This window comes from Vibrio sp. AIC-3, from assembly GCF_013114515.1.
Taxonomy (GTDB): domain Bacteria; phylum Pseudomonadota; class Gammaproteobacteria; order Enterobacterales; family Vibrionaceae; genus Vibrio; species Vibrio crassostreae_C.
Map to the genome: position 1 here is coordinate 31,904 of NZ_VTXG01000004.1, position 15,700 is coordinate 47,603.

General features: G+C 45.3%; 15 protein-coding genes. 3 read left to right on the forward strand and 12 right to left on the reverse strand.

The annotated features are described in order from the left end of the window. Positions 1-22: 22 nt before the first annotated feature. The 8 genes from sspB to zapE form a co-directional block, all read right to left on the reverse strand. Positions 23-517, reverse strand: a complete 495-nt coding sequence (gene sspB, locus F0229_RS04440; protein ID WP_017072808.1) for a ClpXP protease specificity-enhancing factor — start codon at positions 515-517, stop codon at positions 23-25. 6 nt (positions 518-523) lie between these two features. After that, a complete protein-coding gene (sspA, locus tag F0229_RS04445) occupies positions 524-1,159 on the reverse strand; it encodes a stringent starvation protein SspA (RefSeq protein ID WP_009848943.1) in 636 nt (211 codons plus the stop codon). Positions 1,160-1,256: 97 nt separating this feature from the next. Then, positions 1,257-1,994, reverse strand: a complete 738-nt coding sequence (locus F0229_RS04450; protein ID WP_048614931.1) for a cytochrome c1 — start codon at positions 1,992-1,994, stop codon at positions 1,257-1,259. Continuing rightward, positions 1,991-3,256: a cytochrome bc complex cytochrome b subunit gene (locus F0229_RS04455; RefSeq protein ID WP_017061435.1), complete on the reverse strand. Its 1,266-nt coding sequence runs from the start codon at positions 3,254-3,256 to the stop codon at positions 1,991-1,993. Before F0229_RS04455 ends, F0229_RS04450 begins: the two co-directional genes overlap by 4 nt. Beyond that, entirely contained in the window at positions 3,256-3,846 is a 591-nt protein-coding gene (gene petA / locus F0229_RS04460; RefSeq protein ID WP_017061434.1) for a ubiquinol-cytochrome c reductase iron-sulfur subunit, read from the reverse strand. Before petA ends, F0229_RS04455 begins: the two co-directional genes overlap by 1 nt. Before the next feature lie 330 nt (positions 3,847-4,176). Then, positions 4,177-4,569 carry a 30S ribosomal protein S9 gene (gene rpsI / locus F0229_RS04465; protein WP_004740758.1) on the reverse strand — a complete coding sequence of 131 codons (393 nt, stop codon included), beginning with the start codon at positions 4,567-4,569 and terminating at the stop codon, positions 4,177-4,179. A 13-nt stretch (positions 4,570-4,582) separates the two neighbouring features. Next, complete coding sequence (gene rplM / locus F0229_RS04470) at positions 4,583-5,011, reverse strand: 50S ribosomal protein L13 (RefSeq protein WP_010434689.1); 429 nt, start codon at positions 5,009-5,011, stop codon at positions 4,583-4,585. Positions 5,012-5,258: 247 nt separating this feature from the next. After that, positions 5,259-6,362 (reverse strand): cell division protein ZapE, encoded by a 1,104-nt coding sequence (gene zapE, locus F0229_RS04475; RefSeq protein WP_017061433.1) that lies wholly within the window; start codon positions 6,360-6,362, stop codon positions 5,259-5,261. Positions 6,363-6,581: 219 nt separating this feature from the next. On the opposite strand from zapE, the gene zapG reads away from it, so the two are divergent. The 3 genes from zapG to degS all read left to right on the forward strand — a co-directional run bounded on the left by zapG (position 6,582) and on the right by degS (position 9,742). Beyond that, positions 6,582-7,037 carry a Z-ring associated protein ZapG gene (zapG, locus tag F0229_RS04480; protein WP_017061432.1) on the forward strand — a complete coding sequence of 152 codons (456 nt, stop codon included), beginning with the start codon at positions 6,582-6,584 and terminating at the stop codon, positions 7,035-7,037. Positions 7,038-7,163: 126 nt separating this feature from the next. Continuing rightward, entirely contained in the window at positions 7,164-8,519 is a 1,356-nt protein-coding gene (locus tag F0229_RS04485; RefSeq protein ID WP_017061431.1) for a Do family serine endopeptidase, read from the forward strand. Positions 8,520-8,677: 158 nt separating this feature from the next. Further along, on the forward strand, positions 8,678-9,742 hold the full coding sequence (gene degS / locus F0229_RS04490; RefSeq protein ID WP_171732331.1) for an outer membrane-stress sensor serine endopeptidase DegS: 1,065 nt from the start codon (positions 8,678-8,680) through the stop codon (positions 9,740-9,742). A 102-nt stretch (positions 9,743-9,844) separates the two neighbouring features. Here the strand turns inward: degS and parC are convergent, their stop codons facing one another. From parC to cpdA, 4 genes are all read right to left on the reverse strand, one after another. Beyond that, entirely contained in the window at positions 9,845-12,103 is a 2,259-nt protein-coding gene (parC, locus tag F0229_RS04495) for a DNA topoisomerase IV subunit A (RefSeq protein WP_171732332.1), read from the reverse strand. Positions 12,104-12,106: 3 nt separating this feature from the next. Then, a complete protein-coding gene (gene parE / locus F0229_RS04500) occupies positions 12,107-13,987 on the reverse strand; it encodes a DNA topoisomerase IV subunit B (protein ID WP_017061428.1) in 1,881 nt (626 codons plus the stop codon). 239 nt (positions 13,988-14,226) lie between these two features. Further along, entirely contained in the window at positions 14,227-14,832 is a 606-nt protein-coding gene (yqiA, locus tag F0229_RS04505; protein WP_171732333.1) for an esterase YqiA, read from the reverse strand. 31 nt (positions 14,833-14,863) lie between these two features. After that, entirely contained in the window at positions 14,864-15,688 is an 825-nt protein-coding gene (gene cpdA / locus F0229_RS04510; protein WP_108194883.1) for a 3',5'-cyclic-AMP phosphodiesterase, read from the reverse strand. Positions 15,689-15,700 lie beyond the last annotated feature (12 nt).

Consider the following 15,700-nt stretch of genomic DNA (forward strand, 5'->3'; position numbering starts at 1 on the left):
ACTGTGATTGGTATAACTAACGTTATTTGATAACACGAAGGCTTGGGCGACCTTTCGCTGGACGAGGTGGCTCAGGATCTGAGTCTGGCTCTTCAGCATCTACGTCTGCCGTTGCTACGCTCAAAGATGGGCCTTTTTCTGGTTCTTCAAAAGGACTTTCTTCAATCCCTTCTTCAAACGCTTCCATGTAAGCCTCTTCAGGTTCAAACATGGTACCAGCACCATTTTCACGAGCATAAATCGCTTGTACTGCGTAAAGCGGAACGATCACAGAGTGTGGACGACCACTAAAGCGAGCACTAAACGTCACAGCTTCGTTACCCAGTTCAAGTTGTCCAACCGCACGAGGCGCGATGTTCAGAATGATCTGACCATCTTGAACAAACTCTTCTGGAACTCGCACACCCGGTAATGTTGCTTCAACAACAAGGTGTGGAGTTAGTTCGTTATCAACCAGCCACTCATAAAATGCACGAAGCATGTATGGTCGGCGTGGAGTCATATTAGAAATATCCATAAACGCTTAGCGAACGAGTCGCATCTCACGCTCAGCTTCAGTTAGAGAAGCTAGGAATGAATCACGTTCGAATACGCGGTTCATGTAAATCTTAAGCTCTTTAGAACCAGGACCAATTAGTTCGATACCAAGCTCAGGTAAACGCCATAATAGCGGAGCTAGGTAACAATCAATTAGGCTAAACTCTTCGCTCATGAAGTATTCATACTCAGCGAAGATAGGAGCAAGAGTCAGTAGGTCGTTGCGCAGTTTAACGCGAGCTGCTTCAGATTCTTCAGCGTTGCCTTTAACGATCTTCTCTGCAACTGAATACCAGTTACGCTCAATGCGGTACATCATTAGACGGCTGTTACCACGAGCAACCGGGTATACAGGCATCAACGGTGGGTGAGGGAAACGCTCATCTAGGTATTCCATGATGATCTTCGAGTCATATAGAGCAAGCTCACGATCAACAAGAGTAGGTACTGATTTGTACGGGTTCAGTTCAACAAGCTCTGCTGGTAGATTTTTTTCATCAACCAACTCAACTTCAACACTTACGCCTTTTTCAGCAAGAACGATGCGCACCTGATGGCTATACATATCAGAAGCACTTGAGAAAAGAGTCATTACAGAACGTTTATTGGCAGCTACAGCCATGGAGCCCTCCAGTACACTTTAAATAAAAACAATGGAGGCCTAAAGCCTCCATTGAACATTAACATAATTTGGGAATTAGCACGGTATTATAGCACAATTAGTGCACATCACGCCAATACTCTTTCTTCAGCAAAATCACGATGATAGTGAAGATTACTAAGAAGGCCATTACCCACCAACCCATAGCGTGACGCTCAAGTTGAACTGGGTCGCCCGAGTAAACCAAAAAGTTAACAAGGTCACGAACTGCTTCGTCGTATTCACCAGCACTTAATTCGCCAGAGCCGTCAGTCTCAGTGCCAACAACAACCGTCACTTCCTCGCCATCTACCATATGAGTATCGTAGATTGGTGTTGGGATACCTTGCAGTTCTTCAAGAACGTGCGGCATACCAACGCTTGGGAAAACAATATTGTTCACGCCAAATGGACGAGACGGATCTTCATAGAAAGTACGAAGGTAAGTGTACAGCCAGTCTGCGCCACGAACACGAGCAACCAATGTTAGGTCTGGTGGCGGAGCACCAAACCAACTTGCCGCTTGATCAGAAGGCATAGCATTAACCATCAAGTCACCGATTTTCGCTTCAGGGTCGAAAATCAGGTTTTCCTTCATAAGATCAACGGGGATCTCTAAATCATTCGCAACACGTTCATAGCGCTGGTACTGCGTTGAGTGACAAGCAAAACAGTAGTTCATGAACATTTTAGCGCCATTTTGCAATGAAGCTTTGTCTGTTAAATCATTGTTCGCTTTATCTAATGGTACGTTTGCACCCGCTGCCATCGCCAGTGACGGCAACATAGCAAATAAAATTACAATCCACTTTTTCATTTGAATGTCACCCTTTCTGGTAATGGTTTCGTCGCTTCATTTTTACTGTAGAACCACAGTAGAACGAAGAACATGAAGTAACCTAAGCTAAAGATTTGAGCCAGTAGCGTGTATGTTGGCGTTGCTGGAAGCGCACCAAGTACACCAAGCGCAATAAAGCTTATTGTGAATTGGATGATGTTAATCAAATGCAGTTTGCTACGGTAACGGTAAGAACGCACTTTACAACGGTCGAACCATGGTAGTAGGAATAGCACAACAATAGATGCGCCCATTGCTACAACACCTAGCAACTTATCAGGAACAGCACGCAGAATTGCGTAAAACGGCGTGAAGTACCATACCGGAGCGATGTGCTCTGGTGTTTTCAGTGGGTTAGCAGCTTCAAAGTTTGGCGGCTCAAGGAAGAATCCACCCATCTCTGGGTTAAAGAACAGCACATAACAGAAGAAGAATAGGAAACCGGCCACACCAACCATATCTTTCACGGTCCCGTATGGGTGGAAAGGAATAGAGTCAATGATGTCGTATTTCTTAGTGTAATCCTTGTGGAATGGGAACTGCGTTTTGTAGTCGTCGCCCATTGTGCCTTTAGGAAGTTTCGTCTCAATACCGTCTGGGTTGTTCGAACCCACTTCGTGCAGTGCTAGTACGTGAAGTACGATAAGCAGCAGAAGTACAATTGGTAGAGCGATAACGTGCAGTGCGAAGAAACGGTTCAGCGTTGCACCAGAGATGATGTAGTCACCACGGATCCAAAGCGTTAGGTCATCACCGATAACAGGGATCGCACCAAACAGAGAAATGATTACCTGAGCACCCCAGTAAGACATTTGACCCCATGGTAGTAGGTAACCCATGAAAGCCTCAGCCATAAGCACTAAGAAGATCAACATACCGAAGATCCAAAGTAGCTCACGAGGCTTTTGGTAAGAACCATAGATTAGGCCACGGAACATGTGCAGGTAGATAACAACGAAGAATGCCGAAGCACCTGTTGAGTGCATGTAACGTAGTAGCCAACCGTATTCCACATCACGCATGATGTATTCAACAGAAGCAAATGCACCCTCACCTGACGGTACGTAGTTCATTGTTAGCCAAATACCCGTAAGGATTTGGTTAACCAATACCAACATTGCCAAAGAACCGAAAAGGTACCAAAAGTTAAAGTTCTTAGGCATTGGGTATTCAGATAAATGCTTTTTATACGCATTCATCGCGGGTAGACGTTTCTCTACCCAATCAAGCAATCCTTGCATTACGCGTCTCCCTCGTCCACACCGATCATGATCTTAGTGTCACTCAAATACATATGCTTTGGTACAACAAGATTCAATGGAGCTGGTACGCCTTGGAATACTCGACCTGCCATATCAAACTTTGAACCATGACAAGGACAGAAGAAACCAGACTTAACACCCTGAACTTGTTCTGCAAAAGAATCCGGCAGGTAAGTTGGAGAACAACCTAAGTGCGTACAGAAACCAACAGCAACGAAGAATTCCGGCTTAATTGAACGGAACTCGTTCTGTGCGTATTCTGGTTGTTGTTCAGCTTCAGATTGAGGGTCACGAAGTTGACCACCGATCGATTTTAGGTTTTCTAGTACCGACTCAGCACGGCGTACAACCCATACAGGTTTACCTTGCCACTCGACACGAACCATTTGTCCCGGTTCTAACTTACTGACTTCCACTTCCACCGGCGCGCCCGCAGCTTTCGCCTTGGCACTCGGATTCCATGATTTAATAAAAGGCACGGCTACAGCAGCTGCTCCTAAACCACCAACAACGGCTGTTGTTGCGGTTAAGAAACGCCTGCGACCGTTATTTAAAGGCGCGTTGCTCATCCAAACATTCTCCCATTTGCTCCTTGTGGATTGAAATAATTCCGATTAAAGAGCATGGCTAACAAAATATGTATTTAGTTCTATTTATTGACGGCAAATGATAAATAAAACCCTACTTTTTGACAAGATAAAGCTACCTTTTTGTAACAATCATGAGGCAAAGCGCACATTGGGTTACAAAAGCTTTCAAAATATAAGAATTTGGAAATAAAACGAGGAAGGGAAAGCGTTTAGAGGGGGTATAAAAACAAAAAGCCCGGCATATAGCCGAGCTTTGAACCACAATTCCAGTCGTAAAACTGGGGGCGTGTACTTTTTCGTAAAGAAAAATTAACGCTTAGAGAATTGAGGTTTACGACGTGCTTTACGTAGACCAACTTTCTTACGTTCAACGCAACGAGCGTCACGAGTAACGTAGCCAGCTGCACGTAGAGCAGGACGTAGAGTTTCATCGTACTCCATAAGAGCGCGAGTGATACCGTGGCGGATTGCGCCAGCTTGACCAGAAATACCACCACCAGAAACAGTGATGTAAAGGTCAAGTTTCTCAGTTAGTTCAACTAGCTCAAGAGGTTGCTTAACAACCATACGAGAAGTTGGACGACCGAAGTAAACATCAAGGCTACGCTTGTTGATTACGATCTCACCAGAGCCTGGTTTGATGAAAACACGAGCTGCTGAGCTTTTGCGACGACCAGTGCCGTAGTATTGATTCTCTGCCATTTTCATAATCCCCTTAGATGTCTAGTACTTGTGGCTGTTGAGCAACATGGTTGTGCTCAGTACCAGCGTACACTTTAAGCTTACGGTACATCGCGCGGCCTAGAGGACCACGTGGAAGCATACCTTTAACTGCTAGTTCTAGAACCATTTCTGGTTTCTTAGCAATTAGCTTTTCAAAAGTGATAGTTTTAAGACCACCTGGGAACTCTGAGTGACGGTAGTAAACCTTACCCTTAGCTTTGTTACCAGTTACAGCAACTTTCTCAGCGTTAACAACGATGATGTAATCACCAGTGTCTACGTGAGGAGTGTATTCTGCTTTGTGCTTGCCGCGTAGGCGAGAAGCGATTTCACTTGCTAGACGGCCAAGAGTTTTGCCTTCAGCGTCTACAACATACCAGTCGCGTTTTACAGTTTCTGGTTTAGCAACGAAAGTTTTCATGCTAATAATTACCTATTTAAAAAATTTACACTTAAGGAATACTCGCGTATTCCCACTGTCTAAGAGTTACCATTCATCACCCCTTCGAGTGTTGGAAAACTCTTGGCATAGCGTGATTTTACTCATCGCTAGAGGCCCGCAGTAACGGTAGGTCGCAGGATTATAGAGAAGAGCGAAGAAAAAATCACCTCTTTTTGAACAAAATCACGATTTTTTTAATTCTATTTCTTATTCGAGATAATCAAAGCTAACTTAAGTGTTCTTTTGCCAAATATTCATGGCTCTGCATTTCAATTAAACGCGACTGACAACGTTTAAATTCAAACTCTAGCTGACCATGGGTGTATAGCTTTTCTAGCTCCACTTCCGCTGAAATAATCAGCTTCACATTGCGCTCGTAGAACTCATCAACTAATGCAATGAAGCGCCTCGCAGCGTCATCTGAAGTCGCGCCCATTTGCAATACATCCGCCAATAGAACTGTGTGATAAACCCGAGACAACTCAATATAGTCGTTCTGGCTACGAGCCGACTGACAAAGCTGAGCAAAGGTACCATGCAGTACGCCATCACTCGCTTCGACTACATCTAATTGACGGTGGTTAACCTCTATCTGCTTAAGCTTCTCTTTATCTTCACCAACGAGCTGAGCGTAATACTTTTCGAGATTAATATTCGCTTGGCTATCTAGCGGGTAATGGTAAATCTCAGCCTGTTCTAAGGTACGTAGACGATAGTCAATACCACTATCGACATTAAGGATATGACAGTTGTCTTGAATGAGCTTGATGGCAGGTAAGAAACGCGCTCGCTGTAACCCGTTGCGATACAGATCCGCAGGTGGAATATTAGAGGTCGCAACCAAGATAGCGTTTCGAGCGAATAACTCTTGGAACAAGGTTCCTAGGATCATCGCATCGGTGATGTCTGAAACAAAGAATTCGTCGAAACAGATAATGTCCGCTTCTTCCTTCAACTTGTCTGCGACTAAAGGCAATGGATCACTCACATTACCTAGCGCCTTTAGCTCATCATGAACTCGATACATAAAGCGGTGAAAGTGAACACGCATTTTTTTAGTGGTCGGTAAGGCATCATAGAACGTATCCATTAGGTACGTTTTTCCTCGCCCTACGCCACCCCAAAAATAGAGACCTTTCGGTGGTTGTGGCAGTTCTGGCTTTTTGCCTAGTAATTTCTGGAAGCGAGTCAGTTGAGGAATGGGCGTATTCATGTAATCTTGAAATTGATGAAAGAGTTCATCTAAAGATTTTACGGCTTGCTCTTGTGCTGGATCTCTTTGAAATCCATGTTCTTTTATATCTTGTTCGTATTTTTTAATAGGATTCATGACGACATTTCCACAATGAAAGCAATATCAGACAACAACTAAAAATGAGCCCAAACAGTACGAGGAATAACGTGATGTGGTGAATAATTCAGCATCAAACTGCTAACTAGCGCACACGCATTTCTCTTTATACTGCGGCTTTCTCATAGTACCATGGAGCCGTATCACGTGTAACTAAGCAGTAACAAACATGTTAAAAAACAATAATAAGGAGCTGTTATGCCTTGGATGTATGCCGTTGCCGGTTTACTAGTCGGAGTTATTTTAGGGGTCGCTATTTCTCGTCTCATGACACCTGAATACAAAAAACAAAAGAACGTACAGAAAGAATTGGATAGCGCAAAGTTTGCCCTTGAGCAGCAGCGACAAGAGCTGGCTGATCACTTTGCGAAATCAGCAGAAATGTTGGACACATTAGGTAAAGACTACACAAAACTGTACCAACACATGGAAAAAACAAGCTCAGAGCTGATTCCTAACCTGCCAGAGCAAGATAACCCGTTTGTGAAAACAGCCGCTGCCCATTCGGACAAGCCACAAGAGAAGCCTTCAGTAAAAGAGGCGACACTTGAGGAACAACCGAAAGATTACGCTAATGGCGCAACCGGTTTATTTACAGAGCAGAAGAAAGAAATCATGAATGCTCCCGATGTTGTTACAGCAAAAGCATCGTAAACATTTAACACTTCTGTGAACTTTACAAAGGTTTTTGAGTCATAACTTTCACTCAGGTCATTTGAAACTTATCATACTTATTAAACGTATAAGAGGGTTAAGACCTTAACTAGAGAGGAGTTTATGATGAAAAAACCTTTGCTTGCTTTATCAGTGCTAACTTTAAGCTTAAGTTCAATCATCACCCCCATTAAAGCAACAGCCGCACTGCCATTAAGTGTGGGTAATGAACAATTACCGAGCCTTGCTCCTATGCTTGAACAAGTGACCCCCGCTGTGGTTAGTATTGCCGTAGAAGGCAAACAGGTACAACGTCAGCAAATCCCTGAACAATTTCAATTCTTTTTTGGTCCAGAACAAACACGAGAGCGTCCCTTCCGCGGATTAGGCTCTGGTGTCATCATTGACGCCGAGAAAGGTCATATCGTGACCAATTACCATGTCATTAATGGTGCGGACGATATCAAAGTAAAACTGCATGATGGTCGAGAGTACGATGCTGAGCTAATCGGCGGCGACCAGATGTCTGATATCGCACTGCTAAAATTAGAAGAAGCCAAAAACCTGACCCAGATAAAAGTCGCAGACTCAGACAAACTAAGAGTTGGTGATTTTAGTGTCGCGATCGGTAACCCATTCGGACTTGGGCAAACCGTGACATCCGGTATTGTTTCTGCACTCGGCCGTAGCGGCCTGAATCTAGAAAACTTTGAAAACTTCATTCAAACCGATGCAGCAATCAACAGCGGCAACTCTGGTGGTGCGCTAGTGAACCTTAACGGTGAGCTAATTGGTATCAACACCGCCATTCTTGGCCCTAACGGAGGTAATGTCGGTATCGGCTTTGCAATCCCTTCTAATATGATGACAAACCTGACAGAACAAATTCTCGACTTCGGTGAAGTAAAACGCGGCATGCTTGGCGTTCAAGGCGGAGAAGTGACCTCTGAATTGGCAGAAGCACTCGGTTATGAATCAAGCAAGGGCGCCTTTGTTAGCCAAATCGTCCCTGACAGCGCAGCCGATAAAGCAGGACTGAAAGCGGGCGATATTATTGTCTCTATTAATGGCAAACGCATTGATACCTTCAGCGAGTTAAGAGCTAAGGTCGCAACACTCGGCGCTGGTAAGCAGATTGAACTGGGTGTGGTTCGTGACGGTAAGAGCAAAACCTTTGATGTGACGCTTGGTGAATCCACCAATAATAAAACACAAGCTGAGAAGCTCCATGAAGGACTAGCTGGTGCTGAGTTAACCAACACAACAGAGAGTGACTCTGCAACGGGCGTCAAGGTATCGAATGTTGCTCAAGGTTCACCAGCCGAAGCCTATCAACTCCTGAAAGATGACATCATCATCGGAGTAAACCGCCAGCCCGTTAAGAACCTTGCTGAGTTTAGAGAGATTCTTGAAAAACAACCTGGTGTACTGGCGCTTAATATCCAGCGAGGCGACCGAACTATCTATCTTGTGATTCGATAGTCTTACGTCAGCGCAATTACAGGGAGGCTCAGTAAGTTTGCTTTAAACTTACTCAGTCTCCCTTTTCTTTAGATCAATCAAAATGCTATGCTTCACTTGTAATCAAATCAGTCATCCATTGATGGAGGCTTCACACCTTACTTGTTGAAGAGGGAAACATGCTGTCCTTTCTATTTCGTTCTATTTCCCTTGGACTCGTTTCAGCGGCGCTTATTCTTCTCGCCTTCCCGAGCTTAAGACCAGCGATTGTCGCTGACGTCACTAGCCCTAAAGTCGATAATATTGGCTCTCTTCAGATTTCATTTAACCAAGCAGTTCGCCGCGCGGCGCCTGCAGTGGTTAACATTTATAGCCGTAAATACGCTGAAAGCGATCGAAACAAACTGCTCACACAAGGTTTGGGCTCTGGGGTGATTGTTAGCGAGAAAGGCTACATCATTACCAACTTCCATGTGGTGGCTCAAGCAGACCAAATAGTTGTGGCACTTCAAGATGGCCGAGTAGCAGCTGCGCAACTTGTCGGTTCAGACAAACGCACCGATATCGCGATACTTAGAGTCAGCGGTGATAATCTACCGGTGATCCCACTCAATCCTAATTACAAAGCCAATGTCGGTGATGTTGTACTGGCTATCGGTAACCCATACAACCTAGGTCAAACAACAACCTTTGGTATCATCTCTGCAACCGGCCGTTCTTCGATCAGTGCCGATGGCCATCAAGCCTTTATCCAGACCGATGCGGCAATCAATGAAGGTAACTCAGGTGGCGCACTGGTGAACTCACAAGGTGAGCTAGTCGGTATCAATACCGCCTCTTTCCAGCAAGCTACCGACATGGAAACCTATGGGATCTCATTCGCTATCCCCTATCCGCTTGCTAATAAAATCATGGAAAAGATCATCGCCGATGGTCGTGTGATTCGTGGCTATATTGGTATCGATGGACAAGACATCAACTCAGTCACCTCACGCATGTTGGGTACTAAGAATATCGGCGGGATCGTTGTGTTGGGGATAGACCCTAATGGTCCGGCTGCCGATGCGGGTTTTGAAGCTCAAGACATTATTGTCAGTATCAACGATAACCAAGTAAATGGTCGCCAGAGTGTAATGGACATCGTTACCGACCTGCGACCTGGTACAGTTATCGATGTGGGTATATTGCGCCAAGGTGAAAGCAAAACCTTAAAGGTGACCATTGCCGAAGATGCTCGCCTGTAGAGCAAACTCTGTAAGCAATGATTCAAGCTGCTAATACACAAGTACAAAAAACCCAGCTCATAGGCTGGGTTTTCTTTTATCTAAAGATTGTTTCAAGTATCTCTACGATTCACTTTGCTCTTCGATATCGATGCGAGTCACTCGCTGTAGTCCTCTAGGCAGTAGACCACCACGACGACCACGTTCACCACGGAAGTTTTCAAGATCCGCAGGTTTCAAACCAAGCTTACGTTTACCGGCGTAGATAGTCAGCGTCGCATTCTCTGGGATAGCCATAAGATGTGAGACAAACTCTTCACGCTCTTTTGCTTTCGCAGAAGGGATGTTGATGATCTTGTTGCCTTTACCTTTGCTCAGCTGAGGGAGATCTTTAATCGGGAACAACAACATACGACCTTGGTTAGTAATCGCCAGAATCTGATTACTGTCCAAGTCAGCAATAGGGCTTGGCATCATCACTTCAGAAGCTTGTGGCAAGTTAACCAAGGCTTTACCGCTCTTGTTCTTGGACAGCAGATCGCTACCCTTACAAACAAAACCATAACCTGCATCAGAACCGACTAACCATAATTGTTCATTCTCTCCCATCACCACTTGGCGAATAGAAGTGCCCGCGCTGATATTCAAGCGACCAGTAATTGGCTCACCTTGACTTCGCGCAGATGGTAATGAGTGAGACTCTAGGGAGTAGCTTCGGCCATCACTGCCAAGGAACACCGCTTGCTGATTACTCTTACCCTTAGCACTTGCTAAGAATTTATCACCAGACTTGTAGTTCAAGCCTTCAGCGTCCACTTCGTGCCCTTTGGCATGACGAATCCAACCTTTCTCAGACAACACAACCGTGATTGGTTCGCTTGGTACTAAGTCGCGTTCAGTTAGCGCTTTCGCTTCAGCACGTTCAATCAGAGGTGAACGACGATCATCGCCGTACTTATCCGCATCTGCTTGGATTTCTTTCTTGATCAGCGTATTCAAGCGACGCTCTGAACCGAGCAGCTTTTCAAGCTTTTCACGCTCAGCTTCAAGCTCTTCTTGTTCCGCTCGGATTTTAAACTCTTCTAACTTAGCTAAGTTACGAAGTTTAATATCAAGAATCGCATTGGCTTGAATTTCAGAAATGTTGAAACGGCTCATTAGGACAGGACATGGTTCGTCTTCTGTACGAATGATTTCAATCACTTCATCGATATTAAGATAAGCAGCAAGCAAACCTTCTAAGATGTGCAAACGTGCCAATACTTTATCTAAACGGTACTGCAAACGACGGCGAACCGTTGTGCGACGGAACTCGATCCACTCTTTCAGGATTTGAACTAAGCCTTTAACTTGAGGACGGTTATCTAAACCAATCATGTTCAAGTTAACGCGGAAGTTTTTCTCTAGATCCGTCGACGCGAACAGGTGACTCATCAATTGGTCACAGTCGATACGATTAGAACGAGGAACAACAACGATACGCGTTGGGTTCTCGTGATCCGATTCATCACGCAAGTCGTCAACCATTGGCAGCTTCTTAGCGCGCATCTGGTTAGCGATTTGCTCAAGTAACTTCGCACCTGACACTTGATGAGGTAAAGCCGTGATAACAATATCAGAGCCTTCCTTGTGCCAAACCGCGCGCATCTTGATGCTGCCACGTCCAGTACGGTAGATCTTTTCGATGTCCGATTTCGGAGAGATAATCTCAGCTTCAGTCGGGTAATCAGGACCTTGAATGAAACCCATCACGTCTGAAAGCTCAGACTTCGGCGTATCAATTAGGTGAATGGCTGCATTAGCGACTTCACGCACGTTGTGTGGTGGAATATCGGTCGCCATACCTACCGCGATACCAGTGATACCGTTAAGTAGGATGTGAGGTAGGCGAGCAGGCAACATTTGAGGCTCTTTCATGGTGCCATCAAAGTTTGGTTGCCAGTCAACAGTGCCTTGACCTAGTTCACCTAGAAGAACCTCAGCAAACTTAGATAATTTCGCTTCGGTATAACGCATCGCAGCGAACGATTTCGGATCATCAGGTGCACCCCAGTTACCTTGACCATCTACCAATGGGTAGCGGTAAGAGAAAGGCTGCGCCATCAATACCATCGCTTCGTAACAAGCAGAGTCACCATGTGGGTGATACTTACCTAATACGTCACCAACGGTACGTGCTGATTTTTTGTATTTCGATGCAGCCGATAAGCCTAGCTCAGACATCGCGTAGATAATACGACGCTGTACTGGCTTCAAGCCATCACCGATATACGGCAATGCACGATCCATGATCACGTACATTGAGTAATTTAAGTAGGCATCTTCGGTGAACTTGCGCATTGGCAGCTGTTCAACGCCATCATATGTAATTTCGTTAGACATCCATTATACCTCGGCCATATCACCGTTAGTCTGTAGCCATGTACGGCGATCATCTGCACGTTTCTTACCAAGCAGCATGTCCATCATCTCGTTGGTTGCTTCGCTGTCATCAATCGTTAACTGCACAAGGCGACGAGTGTTTGGATCCATGGTGGTTTCACGCAACTGAAGTGGGTTCATTTCACCCAGACCTTTGAATCGTTGCACGTTGATCTTGGCTTTCTTCTGCGATAGTCGCTCAAGCACACCGTCTTTCTCTGCGTCATCAAGTGCGTAGAACACTTCTTTACCGCAATCGATACGATACAGAGGAGGCATTGCCACATAGATATGACCCGCTTCAACTAATGCATGGAAATGGCGAGTAAACAAAGCACACAGCAGTGTCGCGATATGAAGACCATCCGAGTCCGCATCGGCAAGGATACAGATCTTACCGTAACGCAGGCCGGATAAATCATCGTTGTCCGGGTCGATGCCTAGAGCCACCGAGATGTCGTGCACTTCTTGCGAAGCCAATACTTGGTCTGCTGACACTTCCCATGTATTTAGGATCTTACCGCGAAGTGGCATAACTGCTTGGAACTCACGATCACGTGCTTGTTTAGCAGAACCACCCGCCGAGTCCCCTTCCACGAAGAAGATTTCGGTACGGCTTAAGTCTTGAACTGAACAGTCAGTTAGCTTACCCGGCAGTGCTGGGCCTGAAGCGATTTTCTTACGCACAACCTTTTTGCTTGCGCGCATACGGCGGTGGGCATTCGCAATACAAGCTTCTGCTAGCTGTTCTGCCAGTTGTGGCTTTTCGTTCAACCACAGGCTAAACGCATCTTTTACCACACCAGACACAAACGCAGCAGTTTGACGTGAAGACAAGCGCTCTTTTGTTTGACCAGCAAACTGCGGATCTTGCATCTTCACCGACAGTACGTACGAACAGCGATCGAAGATATCGTCGCCCGTTAGCTTAACGCCACGCGGCAGCAAATTACGGAATTCACAGAACTCACGCATTGCATCAAGAAGACCTTGGCGAAGACCGTTTACGTGTGTACCACCTTGTTTAGTCGGTACTAAGTTCACGTAACTTTCGGTGATCATGTCGCCGCCTTCTGGCTGCCAGATGATCGCCCAGTTTGCCATTTCTGTTTCAGCAACGAATTCGCCAACATACGGTTCTTCAGGCAGCAAGGTGTAACCTTTCACGCCTTCGGCAAGGTAGTCTTTTAGACCATCTTCATAGAACCATTTATGCTCTTCACCACCGACTTTGTCGATAAAGGTAATTTCTAAACCTGGGCAAAGCACTGCTTTTGCACGTAGGTTGTTAATCAGACGAAGTGTCGAGAATTTAGGGCTATCGAAGTACTTAGGATCAGGCCAGAAATGTACTGATGTACCACTGTTACGATGACCACAAGTGCCCGTCACAGTAAGCTCTGTTACTGCATGACCGCCTTCAAGTGCGATCTCGTGAACCTGACCTTCTCGGCGTACGGTCACTTCAACACGTTTTGACAGCGCGTTTACAACCGAGATACCTACACCGTGCAGACCACCAGAGAACTTATAGTTGTTATTCGAGAATTTACCGCCAGAGTGGAGCTTAGTTAAAATCAGCTCAACACCTGAGATCCCTTTTTCAGGGTGGATATCGACAGGCATACCACGGCCGTCATCGGTAACTTCTAACGATTGGTCTGCATGAAGTACCACTTTGATCTTCTTAGCGTGTCCCGCTAGTGCTTCATCGACCGAGTTATCAATGACTTCTTGGGCAAGGTGGTTAGGTCTTTCTGTCTCGGTATACATTCCCGGGCGGTGTCGCACAGGGTCGAGACCTTCAAGTACCTCGAGGTCTTTTGCATTATATTGTTCAGTCATAATACGGAGTTTACTCAAAAAGTTTGCGTCAGTTCGCTGGCTCCAGTTTCACTAAAGCAGAATCATTACTATGAACCGTCATAGTAGAGCGAACGAGCGAAGTATTGGGGAATATAGTCTGGAAGCTGAGTAATGATGTCAAGCTAGTTCAAAAACTAAGACATCAAACTATGATATTTCACCATTGATAGATGAAATAACAGGCAAACAAGAGAAAATCACTTGGTTGGTGGAACAGATTAAAGATTTAGAAAGGTGATGATTTGTTGTGGGTAGCGTTCAAAATCAACAAAGCTATGATCCCCGCCCTCTTCTACTGTCTGTGTTGCACCTTGGTACTTCTCTACCGCTTGTCGGTAATCCAGAACTTCGTCTTCCGTTTGCTGAAGTAACCAGAAGTCGCTCGGCTTAGCGATAGCCGAAACCTCTAACGCCTTCAGTTCATCAATATGCTTTGTTTCCAGTACATATCGCTCATGTGTGTATGGGTTTACTTGTTCACCCAAATAGTCGGCAAGAAGCTCATACGGCTTCACTGCTGGATTTACAACAACCGCTTTAAAACCATAATGACTATTCAGCCATGTTGAAAGATAGCCACCCAATGAGCTACCGACCAATGCAATCTGATATTGCTCTTTATATTGTTCCACCAGATGTTGCAGATGAAGTGCCGCTTGCTGAGGGAAACTCGGCAGTTGAGGAGTGACGACTTTAATATCAGCCCGATGCTCCGCACAGTAATTAGCCATCACATTCGCTTTATGAGAACGAGATGAACTGTTAAACCCATGAATATAGAGAAGCAATGATGGCTTAGCGACTTGCTGATTAGAACCGGACATTAATAGCCTCCTACAACAATAATCACTAACATCAATAACCACCCGCTTCAAAATCAGGTAAGAACTGCCCATTAGGCAAGCGGCGCACTTGAGTGCTTACTGTGCCATCTTGATGTAATTCAATCTCTCTCCAGCCCGGAGACAAAGTATCAACCGCGAAGTCATCTGAGTTAGGTTTGAATTGCACACAAGTCGACGGTGTTGCCATGACTTGTACACCATGATGATCTCGGTTCATGTCTTGATGAACGTGACCACACAGTACGGCTTTAACATTGGTGTGCTGTTGAACCACATCCCAAAATTGATCGGCGTCTTTTAGGTTATGTTGATCTAACCATGCGCTGCCAACCAACAATGGATGGTGGTGCAATAGAACCAAGGTATTACGTTCAGGGAACTCCGTCAGCTTCTGTTCTAATAGGTCAAGCTGTTGATCGCTGAGGCGACCATGAGGCACACCAACCACCTGCGAGTCTAGCATCACCATCTGCCAGTTATCGCCTAGCAAGACATGCTCAACACACTGTATTTGTGGTGATGGTAAAACACTGCCCATATTAGGCTTAAAGTCATGGTTCCCTGGCAGCCAATAGCATGGCTTTTCCAAAGGCTGAATCCCTGACTCAAATTTCTGGTACGACTCAGCACTGTGATCTTGAGATATATCACCGGTTGCTAAAATCGCTTGATAGTCAAAGCCCTGACTAACAATGCCATCGACTACAGCACGAAAGCTATCTTGAGTGTTGATGCTTAATAAGCTGCCATTGCTCGGCGCAAATAAATGCGTGTCCGTTAGCTGCACAAGCTTAATAGTGCTCTCATCAAATTTTGAAGTGTGTGATAATTCCAAAATAACAAATCC